The following is a 12710-nucleotide window of genomic DNA, read 5'->3' as shown; positions in this document are numbered from 1 at the left end:
TTAGGAGAAGAAGAACGATCAGGAGCTGAGCATCTCCTGGAGTTCCTTCACGCTATGGCGGCGGGTCCATTGAACGAAGGATTCGCCGGGGGTGCAGCGGGTGCGGTAGGTGACGAGGACCTTCTCGGTCAGGGCGGGGAGCTCGTCGGCGGCGATGCCGCGGAAGATCTCGCGGGCGATGCCCTGCTCGTGGTCCATGCCGCCGCCGAGGACGACGTGGTAGCCTTCGCGTCCGTCGGCGAGCTTGGTGGCGATGCCGCCGATGTCGCCGCAGTAGTGCTGGGCGCAGGAGTGGTTGCAGCCGGTGAGGTGGATATTGACGGGCTGGTCGAGGGCGGGATCGTTTTTCCGCAGGTGGGCCATGACGGCGCGGGCGTGGCCCTTGGTGTCGGCGGCGGCGTATTTGCAGCCCTTGCTGCCGGTGCAGGCGATGACGCAGCCGGCGGCGGCGTGGGCCTCGGTGAAGAAGCCCAGGCGGTGGACAGCGCGGACGAGGGTGGCGGTGAAGGCGTCAGGGACGTGGGGGATGATGACGCTCTGCCAGACGGTGAGGCGGAGCTCGCCCTGGCCGTAGTGGTCGGCGAGGTCGGACAGGCGGCGCATCTGCTGCGCGTTCATGCGGCCGACGGGGACGCCGAGGCCGACGTAGTTGAGGCCGGGCTGGGTCTGTTTGTAGACGCCGAGGTGGCCGTGCTTGAGGACGGGGCGGCGGGGCTCGGCGCAGGTGCGGGGCGCGAAGAGGAGGGGGAAGGCGAGTTTCTTCTGCGTTTCCTCGAGGAAGCGCGGGAAGCCGCCCCATTTCTCGAGGAGGTATTTCAGGCGGGCCTTCTTGCGGTCGGTGCGGTCGCCGTGCTCGCGGAAGACGCGGACCATGGCGGCGGCGACGGGGACGAGCTCGGCGGGCCGGAGGAGGAGGCCGGTGTCCCGGGCGAAATCCTTGTGGCCGGTGATGCCGCCGAGTTCGCAGCGAAAATAGATGCCGGGTTCGATCCCCGGAAAGGCGGGGTTCGGCGACCCCGCCCTACAGTCGGACAGAGATTTCTCGGTTACCCGGACGGCGAAGAAGCCGATGTCGTTGGTGTCGACGGCGGACGAGACGGCGCCGCCGGAGTCGAAGGCGATGTTGAACTTGCGGGGGAGGCCGTAGAGGTCGCGGTGATTGAGGATGTAATGGTGGAGGCCGTGCGCGTAGGGGCGGACGTCGATGAGCTCGTCGCGGTCGAAGCCGCTCGTGGGCGTGGCGGTGACATTGCGGATGTTGTCGGCGCCGGAGCCGCGGGAGGTCAGGCCGAGTTCCTGCACACGGGTGAGGGCGCGGACGATCGAGCGCGGCGGCAGCTCGCGGAGCTGGAGGTTGGCGCGGGTCGTGATGTCGGTGGCGCCGTTGCCGATCTCGTCGGCGAGTCCGGCGAGGCCGCGGAGTTGGTGGGAGGTTATCTCGCCGGCGGGGATGCGCAGGCGCATCATGAAGCTGTCCTGGGCGGGCGCGACGTGGAAGAGGCCGTGGAACTTGAAACGGAAGGTGTCGGGTTCGTCGGGGAACTTGTCGGCGGCAGCGTGGGCGACGAGTTTTTCCCAGACATCAAGGCCGTTCTGCTCGTGTTTCCAGCGCTCGGGTTTGGAGAGGTCGGCGAACGGGGTGCCGAAGCCCCCTTCGACTTCGCTCAGGGCAGGCGGAGCGGCAAGGTTGCCGGTGGCGGAGGCGGCGGGCGAGCCGGTGAGCTGGCCGCTGGCGGTGGCGCCGACGTAGGCGTACTGGCCGCTGGCGAGCACGCCGGCCATGAAGCCCTGCAGGTATTCCTTTTGGTCGGAGGAGAAGGGGCCGGTGGGCGGCTGAACCGGGGCGGAGGGAACCATGCCAGAGTTTAGCAAGGCAGGTGCCAGCGGCGGGCGGCTGGCGTATTAGTGGCAGCAAAATAATTCGTGCTAGTCATTAATTCCATTCACATGAAAAACGCCGCCCATGGGGGTGGGCGGCGTTGGAAGCGGTCGAGGGGACGTGCTTTACAGATTCAGGGTCAGTTGGAGGTAGAAGTAGGTGGCGTCCTTCGAGCCGACGGTGGCGAGGGATTGCTTGATGTAGTCGCCGCGGAAGTAGCGGGCGACGGAGGCCTCGATCTGGGCGTAGGGGCGGAAGGTCCAGGCGGCGACGAGGTCGACCTCGGTGCCGAGGGTGCTATCGTAGGCCGGGTTGATGCGGTAGCCGCGGCCGCTGCCGACGGCGGCGCCGGTGAAGTTGCGGGGCACGCCGGCGACGTTGTACCAGAAGTCGGTCGTCTCATCGAGGAACTGGAAGTGCACCTCGGCGGCGAGGCTGATGTTGCTGCGGGGCTTGGCCGAGAGCACGAGGCGCACATCGTGGAGGTTCTGCAGGCTGTTCAGGTCCATGTAGCCGTAATGCAGATGGGTGGTGGCGAAGAGATTTTGGAAAGTCTGGCTGGTGCCGTCGGCGGCGTTCTTGTCGCCCGAGGCGAAGCTGTAGAGCAGGCCGAAGCGGGGCTGCCACGAGTGTTCGGTCCAAGTGTAGCCGCCCTGCAGCACGAGGGCCCAGGCGTCCTGATCGAGGCGCGGGGCGGCGAGGGCGGCGGCCACGGTGGCGGCGGGCGCGACGGTGGTGCGGTCGCCGAACTGGTGCATCAGCTCGACGCCGTAATCCCAGGCATTGTAGGCGAGCGGCTTGGAGCGGATGCGCAGGCCGGCGGTGGAGAGGTCCTGCGCGCCGGGGAAGCGGAAGGGGGCGGAGATGCCGGCCCAGTTGTCGCGGGCGATGCTGCGGTCGACCGTACGGTTGAAGACGTAGGCCTCGACGATCTCGTTCTTGGCGAGCGTGGGGAAGTTGAAGTAGAGGCCGGAGAACACGTCCTTGGAATTGGACCGGTTGAAGTTGAGGTGGTTGTTGTAGACGAGGCCGCCGGTGAAGGCGTCCACGCCAAAAAACCTGTTTTGCCAACGGGCCTTGATGGCGTCGAAGGTGCGGGCGTTGTTGTTCCAGCGCAGGTGGCCGAGGAGGCGCTGGTCGCCGTAGACGAGTTCCTGGCGTCCGAGCTTGAGGGAGACCGGAAACTCCTTGTGGTTGCCGAGGAAGAGGAAGGCCTGGTGGAGGTCGATCGGGCCGTCACGCTCGGCAAGGCCCTGGCCGGCGGCGGCCGGGGCGTAGCGCTCGTCGGCGAGCGAGTAGCTGGATCGGCCCTCGACGAGGAAGTTCCAGAGCTTGGCGGTGTAGCCGACGCGCGGCATCACGCGGGTGAGGTGGTAGGCGTTGTCGTTGTCATCCTGCGGGCGCTCGGAGAAATCCCAGTTGGAACCCGCGTCGGTGAAGCCGGCGCCGGCCTTGGCCTCGTAGCGGTAGCGGACGTTGACGCCGAGGTCCCAGGCGCTGGCGTAGACATTGTCGGCGCGGAGGCGTTCATTGGCGAAGCCCGGGAAAGGCCGGGCCGGTGGCGGCGGCGTGTATTGGGCGTGGACCGCCGGGAGGACGGTACAAGTGAGCGCGAGGAGCGCGGCGATTCGAGTGAGGGAGTTCATGGTGCAGTGGTCGTTGGGAGGAGCGATATCAGGCGGTGGTGAACGCGGTCATCAGACGCGAAAAGGCGGAGGCGTTGCCCCGTTGCGGCGGCGGACCGGATGGGGTCGGCGCGGGTCGGGCGGGGCGGTGGTGGGAGCGCTCGTTGAGAAAACCGATGAGCTCCTCGCGGAGGCGGTAATATTCGGGATCCTCGAGCAGCTGCTTGCGGGAGCGCGGGCGGGGAAACTTGATCTCGAGGATCTCGCCAACGGTGGCGGCGGGGCCGCTGGTCATCATGACGATCCGGTCGGAAAGGAAGAGGGCCTCATCCACGTCGTGGGTGACCATGAGGGCGGTCTTCTGGTCCTTCTGCCAGAGGTCGATGAGGACCTGCTGGAGCTCGACGCGGGTGAGCGAGTCGAGCATGCCGAAGGGCTCGTCGAGGAGGAGCATCTTGGGGGAGAGGGCGAAGGCGCGGGCGATGCCGCAGCGCTGGCGCATGCCTTGGGAGAGCTCGGACGGCTTCTGGTGCATGGCGTCGCCGAGGCCGACGACGGTGAGGTAATACTCGACGATCTGGCGGCGTTCCGCGACGTCGGCGGTGTAATAGACCTGGTCCACGCCGAGCAGGACATTCTCAAAGGCGGTGAGCCAGGGCAGGAGGCAGGGCGCTTGGAAGACCACGCCGCGGTCGGGGCCGGCGCCGGTGACCTCCTTGCCGGCGAGCACGATACCGCCCTGGGTGACATCGGTCAGGCCGGCCACCATGGAGAGCACGGTGGACTTGCCGCAGCCGGAGTGGCCGATAAGGGTGATGAACTCGCCCTTGCGGATCCGGAGGTCGAAGTTCTCGACGATGACGGCGGGACCCTTGGGCGTGGGGTAGACTTTGCCGAGCTGGGAGATTTCGAGGAAGGAGGACATTTTGATAGTAGCGAGGAGTGAGTAGCGGGTAGTGAGTAGGCGGTAGCTATTGGGATGCTCGCTACTCGCTACTGGCTACTGGCCACAGCGATAGTCTCTTCCTTGATCTCGCTCAGGCGGAGGGGGCGGCGGGTGACGCGGGGGAGGTCGAGATTCTCGGGCAGGATGTCAGGCAGGATGAGCTTCTGCTTCACGGTGGCCTTGCGGCGCTCGTTGTAGCCGAGGAGCTCGTTGGTGATGAGGGCGCGGAGGCGCTTGAATTCCGGGTCGTGGTTCAGGGCCTTGCGGTCGCGCGGTCGGTCGAGCGAGACCGGGAACGAAGGCCCGAGGGTGGCGCCAGGACCGGGCGTGAGCGGGATGATGCGGTCGGCGAGGAGGAGGGCCTCGTCCACGTCGTTGGTGATGAGGACGACGGTTTTCTTGTCCTTCGCCCAGATGCGCTCGAACTCGTCCTGCAGGGTGGCGCGGGTGAGGGCGTCAAGGGCGGAGAGCGGCTCGTCGAGCAGGAGGATCTGCGGATCCATGGCGAGGGCGCGGGCCACGGACACGCGCTGGCGCATGCCGCCGGAGAGTTCGCGCGGGAACTTGTCGCGGGCGGGGGTCAGGTTGACGGTGGCGATGGCGGTGGCGATGATATGCCGCCGCTTTTCCGCGGCGTGGTTGGGGAAGACCTGGTCGACCGCGAGGGCGATGTTCTCCGTGACGGTGAGCCAGGGCAGCAGCGAGTAGTTCTGGAACACGATGCCGCGGTCGGGGCCGGGCGCGGTGATCTCGAGGTCGTTGAGTTTCACCGTGCCGGTGTCGGGGCGGGTGAGGCCGGCGATGAGGGAGATCAGGGTGGTCTTGCCGGAGCCGGAGTAGCCGACGATGGCGACAAACTCACCGCGCTCGAGGGTGAGGTTGACGTTGCTGAGCACCGGCGGGCCGCCGAAGGCCTTGCAGACGTTGGTGAGTTCGAGGAAAGCCATGAGGGGAAGAGGAGGGAAGTCGCGACGCGACGGCCTTGACGTGAATCAAACGCTCTTGAAGCGCCGTTCGAGGAGACCCATGAGGCGGTCGAGGACGAAGCCGACGAGGCCGATGGTGATGATCGAGAGGATGATGTGCTCGTAGATGAGCGCGTTGTATTCCTGCCAGAGGAAGCCGCCGGCGCCGGGGCGGCCGGTGAGCATCTCGGCGGCGACGATGGCGAGCCAGGCGATGCCGAGCGAAAGGCGGAAGCCGGTGAACATGTAGGGTAGGGTGGCCGGGATGAGAATCTTGGTGAGGGTCTTCCAGCGGGAGAGCTTGAGGACCTTGCCGACGTTGAGGAAATCCTGGGGCACGGCGCGGACGCCGACGGCGGTGTTGAGCACCGTCGGCCACATGGCGCAGAGGGCGATGGTGAAGAGGGCGCCGTAGGTGCCGGCCTCCTTGCCCGTGTTCATGAAGAGCACAAGGCCGAGCGGCAGCCAGGCGAGGGGCGAGACCGGACGCAGGATCTGGATGATGGGATCCATGATCTTCGTGAAGGTCTTCGAGAGCCCGAGGCAGAAGCCGAGCGGGGTGCCGATGACGAGGGCGATGCCGTAACCCTGCGCGACCAGGATCAGCGAGTACCAGGTGAAGCGCAGGATGCCCTGGTCCATCTCGCCGCGCTTGGCGAAGGGCTCGAGCACGTAGTCCCGGCTGGCGAGCCAAGTTTGCGAAGGGGACGGGAGGTTGGTCGCCCACGTCTTGCTGGAGATTGACCACAGCGCGAGGACGGCGGCGAAGCCGACGAGCGGGAGGACGAGCCAGTCGAATTTAAAGGATTTCATGAGGAGGAGCGGGAGAGATGCTCGGCCTGAGTCGCGACGGCGGAGGCGAAGGCGATGCCGAAGGACAGAAGCGGGGAGAGGATGGATTTGATGACGATGAGCGGGGTGACCTGGCCGCTGAGCCAGTAGTCGCCCTGGTTGAGGGAGACCTGGATGAGACCGACCACGAGCCCGAGCTTGGTGGCCCGGGCCCAGACCGCCGGCTGGCGGCAGGCCTGCCAGTAGGGCAGGCGCGGGCTCGTGGTGGTGCTCATGACGAAGGTCAGCCCTTGAGATTCTTGACCGCGGCGCCGGTGGCGTAGGCCTCAGGGTTGGCGGGATCGAAGGTGAGACCGTCGAAGAGGGTCTCGGGGGAGGCGTCGGCGCCGCCGTGGGCGTAGCCGATCTCCTTCATCGCTTCCACATAGAGATCGGCGCGCATGACGCGCTTGGCGACCCCCTCGTAGTCCGGCGTGCCGGTGACCATGCCCCAGCGGCGGTATTGGGAGAGGAACCACTTGGCGTGCTTGGCCTGCGGGTAATTGCAGTTCCGCTTGCTGTAGTGCATGTAGAGTTCGTCTTTCACCACGCGGCCGTCGCCGTAGTCGAGTTCGCCCAGGAGGCGGCCCAGAATGACTTCCTTCTTGCAGTTGATGTAGGTGGCCTTGGAGACGATCTCGCACTGTTCCGCGCGGTTTTCCATGACGTCGAGCCAGACGCTGGCCTCATGCAGGGCCTTGAGGACAGCCTTGACGGTCTTGGGATTCTTCTCGGCGAACTCCTCGGTGAAGGCGCAGACCTTCTCGGGATGATCCTTCCAGATGTCCTGGGTGGTGACGGAGGTGAAGCCGATGCCGTCAGCGATGGCGCGGGCATTCCAAGGTTCCCCGACGCAGTAGCCGTCCATTTTGCCGATCTTCATGTTGGCGACCATCTGCGGGGGCGGGACGGTGATGAGGGTGACGTCTTTGTCGGGGTTGATGCCGCCGGCGGCGAGGTAGTAGCGCATCCACATGGCGTGGGTGCCGGGCGGGAAGGTCTGGGCAAAGGTGAGGGGTTCACCGAGCTTGTTGGCTTGGTCGACAAAAGGCTTGAGGGCCTTCGGATCGGCGCCGACCTTGCCCTTCCAGTCGGCCTTGAGGGTGATGGCCTGGCCGTTGCGGTTCAGGATCCACGGGATGACCATCGGTTTCTTGGGGGAGCCGGCCAGGCCCATGGTGGAGGCGAGCGGCATGCCGATGAGCATGTGGGTGGCTTGGATGGAGCCGGTGGAGAGGTTGTCGCGGATGGCGGCCCAGTTGGCGCCCTTCGTGACGGTGGAGTTGATGCCGTATTTCTTGAAGAAGCCCTTCTCGTGCGCGATGACGATGGGCGAGCAGTCGGTCAGGGCGATCATGCCGAAATTGATGTCCGGCGTCTCCGGGGCATCGGAGGCCGAGCCGGTGGTGGCGGCCCAGCTGCGGTGGCCGAGGGCAGCCCAGAGGGCGGCGGCGCCGGTGAGGCGCGCGCCCTGGGCGATGAACTGGCGGCGGTTAAGCGGAGACAAATGTCCCGTCGGGTAGTTTGAGTTGCTGGTGGGCATGAGGGTCGAGGTTGGTGGTGGCTTCGCGGTAGAGGTCTTCGCGAAAAAGGCGGCGGGGCAGGCTGGCGTTGAGGAGGGAGCGGGGGATGAGGCCGGCGACGACGAGGTCGTTTTGCAGCGTGGCGGCGCGTTCGGCGGTGGGGGCGTTGGCGTCGCCGCGATTAAAGACGAGGAAGTCCGGGACGGTCTCGGTGACCCCGGCGCGCGGGGAGAAGCGGCCGACGAGGGCGGGTTCGATCACGGCGGCGGGCAGATTCAGGTAAGCCGGGGCGGCGAGCAGGCCGGCGAGGGCGGCGCGGTTGGCGGGCTGGTCGCACCAGGCGGCGGCCTCCGCGAGGGCGGCGATCAGCGCGGCGTGCTCGGGGGCGCGGTGCTCGGCGAAGGCGTTGCGCACCATCAGGACCTTTTCGACGTGGCCGGGGGCGAGGGAGGAACTCCAGGCGGGGCACCAGCCTTGGTTCTGCTGGACGGCGAGGGTGTTCCAGGGTTCACCGGCGCAGTAGCCGTCGAGGGTCCCGGCCACGAGGTTCCGGAACATCTGCGCGGGGGGCACGACGGCGATGCGGACGTCGCGTTCGGGATCGAGCCGCGCCGCGCGGAGCCAATGCAGGAGGAGCAGGTGGTGCATCGAGTGGGGAAAAACGATGCCGAACATGAGCTTGTTTTCCCCGCGGCGGCGGAGGGCGTCCTCGCGCAGGCTGGCGGCGTCGCGCACGCCCGCCTCCCAGAGGCGGACGCTGAGGGTGATCGCGTTGCCGTGGAGATTGAAGATGAACCCGGTCGAGACATCGGCGGGGGCGCAGCCGAGTCCGAGCTTGGTGGCCCAGAGCATGGGGGCCGGCGCATGGGCGCCGTCGAGTTCGCCATAGGTGACCTTGTCCCGGATGGTGGCCCAGCCAACCTCGCGGCAGAGCTCGACGGCCAGGCCCCGGCGGGCGAAGCAGCCCAGTTCCTGGGCCGCGATGAGCGGCGCCGCGTCGGTCAAGGAGATGAAGCCGAGGCGGAGCGGGCGGGGAGTGGCGGAAGTCGGACGGGCGGCGGGCATGGGGGGGAATTAGCCCGTGACATGCCAGCTGGCGCCGTTGGCCCGATTACTGCTCTGCAAAGAATTCATGGCTGGCATGAACCGGGTTCATGCGAGCCGTTTCCACGCCGCATGAAGAACAACGTTTTTGATACGCGTCAGCTGCTCGCCTTTGCCACCTTGGCGAGGTTGGGCAGCTTCACCCGTGCCGCCCAGGAGCTTTACCTGACTCAGGGGGCGGTGAGTCACGCCATCAAGGCGTTGGAAGAGCAGGCGGGCTGCCGGTTGTTTGAGCGGGCGGGCCGGCGGGTGGCGCTGACGCAGTCCGGCGAGCAGTTTTTGCGGCACGTGGAAAAGATCATGGCCGAGATGAAGACGGCGCGGCGCGGGCTCGACGAATTGTCGCGCTGGGGGCATGGCCGGCTGCGGCTGGGGGCAAGCACGACGGCGTGCCAGTACATCCTGCCGACGGTGCTGCGGGAGTTTAAGCAAAGTTTTCCCAAGTGCGTGATCTCGATCGATCCGGGCGACCATGCGCGACAGATGGAGCAGCTGCTGGGGGCGAGCATCGACCTCGCCCTGATGCTGGAGCCGGAGGGCAACAAGGAGCTGAACTTCGTGCCGCTGTTCGAGGATGAGATGCGATTTCTGGTGGCACCCGGGCATCCGTGGGCGCGGGAGGGCCGGGTGGTGCGGGAGGGTTTCGCCGAGGAGACGCTGATCGTGTACAGTCACACGAGCTACACGTTCCGCCTGGTGCAGGATTATTTCCGGACCGAGGATCTCCCGCTGACCAACATCCTGGAGCTGGGCAGCATGGAGGCCATCAAGGAGCTGGTGAAGATCGGCCTCGGCGTGGGCATGCTGGCGCCGTGGGTGGCGCGTCCGGAGATCGAGTCGGGTGCGCTGGTGTCGCTACCTTTGGGCCGCCGCAAATTGAAGCGGCGGTGGGGCGTCGCCTCCCTGCGGGGGCGGCGGTTGTCGTTGGGTGAGGAAACCTTCGTCGGCCTGTGCCAGAGCGTGTCTTCGGAGATCGGCGGGCGGGCCGTGGCGGTGGCGTGAGGGGCGGGGCAGATTTAACTCCTGTGGGCGGTGAGCTTGCTCACGCCACGGTTCTCAGGGGTCGCTCGTGGCGCCAGCAAGCTGGCCGCCCACAAGGTAAGCCCGTCCGAGATAGATGAAAAAAAGCCCGCGCCGGGAAAGGCGCGGGCGAAAAGTTGCGGTTGGAAGCGGGGGCGGGGCTCAGCCCTTCACCATGATCTTCACGCTGACGAGCTCGATGCGGTCGATCGGGGTGCTTTTCTCGCCGCCGCCACCGCTCTTGGTCGGGACGTTGGCGATGCGCTCGAGGACGTCGTCACCCTCGATCAGCTGGCCGAAGGCGGTGTACTGACGGTCGAGGAACTTGGCGTCGCCGTGGCAAATGAAGAACTGGGAGCCGGCGGAGTCCGGGTGGGAGGAGCGGGCCATGGAGATGACGCCGCGCACGTGGGACTTGGCGTTGAACTCGGCCTTGATCTTGTAGCCGGGGCTGCCGGTGCCGGGCTGGCCCGTCTCGCCGGCCTTGGTGTTGGGGCAGCCGCCCTGGATCATGAAATCCTTGATGATGCGGTGGAAGGCGGTGCCGTCGTAGAAGCCGTCGCGCGCGAGCTTCTTGAAGTTTTCAACGGTCTTCGGGGCCACGTCGGACCAGAAGCTGATGACGAGATCGCCATAGCTGGTGGTGAGTACGGCGACTTCGGGGAGAGGGGAGGAGGTGCTCATGGAATCCGCCAACAAGCCCAGCCGCCCGGGGGGCTGCAAGAACCAAATGGACAGGACGCGGCGGCCCCGCCTCACTGGCGGCGTGCGTTTCCAAAAGGTCACCCTGCAGGGCTTCCGGAACCTGCCGCTCTGCGAGGTGGAACTCGCCGGCCGGCGGACGTTTCTGTGTGGGGCTAACGCGCAGGGTAAGACCAATTTCCTCGAGGCGCTGGGTTATGTGACGGCCCTGCGTTCGTTCCGCGGCGCGGAGACGCGGGCGCTGATCGGGCACGGGCAGGCGCAGGCGGGGCTGGCCTTTGGCCTGGAGCACGAGACCCTGGGGGCGAGCCGGATCATGATCACCCTGAAGCCCGCGGCCCGCGAGGTGATGTGGGAGCAGGGCCGGGTGACCCGGCTGGGGGATTTCATCGGGCGGTTTCCCACGGTGGCGTTCTGGTCGCAGGACAACCAATTCCTGCGGGGGGCGCCGGCGTTGCGACGGCGCTGGCTCGACCTGACGCTGGCCGCGATGGATCCGGTCTACCTGCAAGCGCTGCAGTCCTACACGCGAGCCGTGGCCGAACGGAACATGTTGCTCAAGCAAGGCCGCGGCGATGCGGGCACGCTGGAGGCCTTCGAGCACGAACTGGGGGTGCACGCGGCGGTGCTGGTGGCGGGGCGCCGGGCGGGGGTGGAGGCGATCAGCGCGCTCTTTCATGCGGCGCACCAGCGGCTGGTGCCGGAGGCGGAAACGGCGGGGCTGGTCTACGCGCCGGATACGACGGCGGCCACGGCGTCGGAATTTGCCGCGTTGCAGGCGAAAAACCGGCCGCGCGACCAGCTGTTGAAATCCACGGAGCGGGGACCGCATCGGGACGACATCGAGCTGTTGCTCAACGGCCGGCCGGCGCGGCAGTTCGCCTCGGAGGGCCAGCAGCGCTGCCTGGTGATCGCGTTGCGGCTGGCGCAGGCGGCGTACTTCAAGGCGAAGGGCGGGGTCACGCCGGTGCTGTTGTGTGACGATGTGCTCGGCGAACTCGATCCCTCACGGCGCGAGCGCTTCTGGGCCTCGCTCGAGCACGACCCGCAGGTGATCGCGACGGGAACGAGCCTCCCGGCGGACGCGGACGGGTGGCAAGTGCTGCAGGTGGAAAACGGGAGGGTGCTCTCGTGAGCGTTGGTCTTACGGGAGGATTAGGGGTGGTCCGGCCAAGGCAGGCGGATGGCCTCGCGCAGAGGACGCCAAGGGCGCAAAGGATCCGGTGGATGGCGTGGCGGTCTCCGCGGCGGTCGCGCGAGGCAAGAGGGATGCATTTCCATGCACTTTGAATCCTGGCAATGGGTGCTGCTGGCGGTGGCGGCGCTGTTCTTCGGGCTTTCCAAGACCGGGATCCCGGGGATCTCGATGGTATCGGTCGGGATCCTGGCGAACCTGATGCCGGCGCAGCAGGCGACGGGCGTGGTACTGCCGATGCTCATCTTCGCCGATGGATTCGCGTTCTTCATCTACCGCAAAAACCTGGAGTGGCGCCGGGTCGGCCGGTTGCTGCCCTGGGCGGTGGGCGGCGTGGTGGCCGGTTGGTTTGCGCTCGGACGGATCAACAACGAGCAGACGGCGCAGGTGGTGGGCGGCATCATCGCGCTGATGCTGGGGCTGCATGTCTGGCGGCAGCGGAAAAACGCGGAACGGCTCGCTACCCAGGCCCCGGCCTGGTTCGGGCCGGCGATGGGGGTGTTTGCCGGCGTGACCACCATGATCGCGAACGCCGCGGGGCCGGTGATGACGCTTTACTTGCTGGCGATGCGACTGAGCAAACTGGAGTTCCTCGGCACGGGCGCGGCATTTTTCCTGGTGATCAACTGGATCAAGGTGCCCTTTGCCGTGCACCTTGGCTTGATCACGCCGGCCAGTTTAATTCTCAACCTGTGGTTGCTGCCTGCGGTGGCCGTGGGGGCTCTGCTGGGTCGGCCTTTGGTGGAGCGGGTCAATCAGCGTTGGTTCGAAAATATCGCCCTGGGACTCGCGGCATTAACGGCGATCAAGTTGTTGTTCTTTTAGTCGATAATCATTCTTAAGTACCACGGCCCGAAAAGCATAGCATAGATGACAAGATGCCTATTGAAATATAGGTAATACACCCTAAGTTAGCCCTA

The 12710-nt window shown here is 66.5% G+C and carries 12 protein-coding genes; 3 read left to right on the top strand and 9 right to left on the bottom strand.

The features are described 5' to 3' along the window. Nucleotides 1–18: 18 nt before the first annotated feature. From Verru16B_RS16145 to Verru16B_RS16110, 8 genes are all read right to left on the bottom strand, one after another. Entirely contained in the window at nt 19–1857 is a 1839-nt protein-coding gene (locus Verru16B_RS16145; RefSeq protein WP_069963252.1) for a NirA family protein, read from the bottom strand. 147 nt (nt 1858–2004) lie between these two features. Beyond that, nucleotides 2005–3525, bottom strand: a complete 1521-nt coding sequence (locus Verru16B_RS16140; RefSeq protein WP_069963251.1) for an alginate export family protein — start codon at nt 3523–3525, stop codon at nt 2005–2007. A 28-nt stretch (nt 3526–3553) separates the two neighbouring features. Further along, complete coding sequence (locus Verru16B_RS19315; protein WP_083270426.1) at nt 3554–4429, bottom strand: ABC transporter ATP-binding protein; 876 nt, start codon at nt 4427–4429, stop codon at nt 3554–3556. A gap of 68 nt (nt 4430–4497) precedes the next feature. Continuing rightward, nucleotides 4498–5397, bottom strand: coding sequence for an ABC transporter ATP-binding protein (locus tag Verru16B_RS19310; RefSeq protein ID WP_069963250.1), 900 nt, complete (start codon nt 5395–5397; stop codon nt 4498–4500). Nucleotides 5398–5442: 45 nt separating this feature from the next. Next, nucleotides 5443–6228: a nitrate ABC transporter permease gene (gene ntrB, locus Verru16B_RS16125; RefSeq protein ID WP_069963249.1), complete on the bottom strand. Its 786-nt coding sequence runs from the start codon at nt 6226–6228 to the stop codon at nt 5443–5445. Beyond that, a complete protein-coding gene (locus tag Verru16B_RS16120; RefSeq protein ID WP_069963248.1) occupies nt 6225–6482 on the bottom strand; it encodes a hypothetical protein in 258 nt (85 codons plus the stop codon). Before Verru16B_RS16120 ends, ntrB begins: the two co-directional genes overlap by 4 nt. Nucleotides 6483–6490: 8 nt before the next feature. Further along, the gene (locus Verru16B_RS16115; RefSeq protein WP_069963247.1) at nt 6491–7789 is read right to left on the bottom strand and encodes a CmpA/NrtA family ABC transporter substrate-binding protein; all 1299 of its coding nucleotides are present in this window, start codon (nt 7787–7789) and stop codon (nt 6491–6493) included. After that, the gene (locus tag Verru16B_RS16110) at nt 7740–8834 is read right to left on the bottom strand and encodes a CmpA/NrtA family ABC transporter substrate-binding protein (RefSeq protein ID WP_069963246.1); all 1095 of its coding nucleotides are present in this window, start codon (nt 8832–8834) and stop codon (nt 7740–7742) included. The genes Verru16B_RS16115 and Verru16B_RS16110 overlap by 50 nt, the downstream gene beginning before the upstream one ends. 111 nt (nt 8835–8945) lie before the next feature. On the opposite strand from Verru16B_RS16110, the gene Verru16B_RS16105 reads away from it, so the two are divergent. Next, nucleotides 8946–9875 (top strand): LysR family transcriptional regulator, encoded by a 930-nt coding sequence (locus Verru16B_RS16105; RefSeq protein ID WP_069963245.1) that lies wholly within the window; start codon nt 8946–8948, stop codon nt 9873–9875. 180 nt (nt 9876–10055) lie between these two features. On the opposite strand, the gene Verru16B_RS16100 is transcribed toward Verru16B_RS16105, so the two are convergent. After that, nucleotides 10056–10577: a peptidylprolyl isomerase gene (locus Verru16B_RS16100; RefSeq protein WP_069963244.1), complete on the bottom strand. Its 522-nt coding sequence runs from the start codon at nt 10575–10577 to the stop codon at nt 10056–10058. 82 nt (nt 10578–10659) lie between these two features. Between Verru16B_RS16100 and recF the strand changes: the two genes are divergently transcribed. Together recF and Verru16B_RS16090 are read left to right on the top strand one after the other, a co-directional pair. After that, a complete protein-coding gene (gene recF / locus Verru16B_RS16095) occupies nt 10660–11730 on the top strand; it encodes a DNA replication/repair protein RecF (protein ID WP_069963786.1) in 1071 nt (356 codons plus the stop codon). A 144-nt stretch (nt 11731–11874) separates the two neighbouring features. Continuing rightward, a complete protein-coding gene (locus Verru16B_RS16090; RefSeq protein WP_069963243.1) occupies nt 11875–12615 on the top strand; it encodes a sulfite exporter TauE/SafE family protein in 741 nt (246 codons plus the stop codon). Nucleotides 12616–12710: the final 95 nt, after the last annotated feature.

It is taken from the genome of Lacunisphaera limnophila (genome assembly GCF_001746835.1).
Lineage (GTDB): Bacteria > Verrucomicrobiota > Verrucomicrobiia > Opitutales > Opitutaceae > Lacunisphaera > Lacunisphaera limnophila.
Note: the sequence above shows the minus strand (reverse complement) of the source record. Positions and strands in the feature narration are given on the sequence as shown.

What these genes read in the sequence shown, in the direction of transcription:
- Verru16B_RS16090 (WP_069963243.1), top strand. Translation starts at nt 11,875, where the DNA reads ATGCACTTTGAATCCTGGCAATGGGTGCTGCTGGCGGTGGCGGCGCTG.
- ntrB (WP_069963249.1), bottom strand. Translation starts at nt 6,228, where the DNA reads ATGAAATCCTTTAAATTCGACTGGCTCGTCCTCCCGCTCGTCGGCTTC.
- Verru16B_RS16105 (WP_069963245.1), top strand. Translation starts at nt 8,946, where the DNA reads ATGAAGAACAACGTTTTTGATACGCGTCAGCTGCTCGCCTTTGCCACC.
- Verru16B_RS16140 (WP_069963251.1), bottom strand. Translation starts at nt 3,525, where the DNA reads ATGAACTCCCTCACTCGAATCGCCGCGCTCCTCGCGCTCACTTGTACC.
- Verru16B_RS19310 (WP_069963250.1), bottom strand. Translation starts at nt 5,397, where the DNA reads ATGGCTTTCCTCGAACTCACCAACGTCTGCAAGGCCTTCGGCGGCCCG.
- Verru16B_RS16115 (WP_069963247.1), bottom strand. Translation starts at nt 7,789, where the DNA reads ATGCCCACCAGCAACTCAAACTACCCGACGGGACATTTGTCTCCGCTT.
- Verru16B_RS16110 (WP_069963246.1), bottom strand. Translation starts at nt 8,834, where the DNA reads ATGCCCGCCGCCCGTCCGACTTCCGCCACTCCCCGCCCGCTCCGCCTC.
- Verru16B_RS16120 (WP_069963248.1), bottom strand. Translation starts at nt 6,482, where the DNA reads ATGAGCACCACCACGAGCCCGCGCCTGCCCTACTGGCAGGCCTGCCGC.
- Verru16B_RS19315 (WP_083270426.1), bottom strand. Translation starts at nt 4,429, where the DNA reads ATGTCCTCCTTCCTCGAAATCTCCCAGCTCGGCAAAGTCTACCCCACG.
- Verru16B_RS16145 (WP_069963252.1), bottom strand. Translation starts at nt 1,857, where the DNA reads ATGGTTCCCTCCGCCCCGGTTCAGCCGCCCACCGGCCCCTTCTCCTCC.
- Verru16B_RS16100 (WP_069963244.1), bottom strand. Translation starts at nt 10,577, where the DNA reads ATGAGCACCTCCTCCCCTCTCCCCGAAGTCGCCGTACTCACCACCAGC.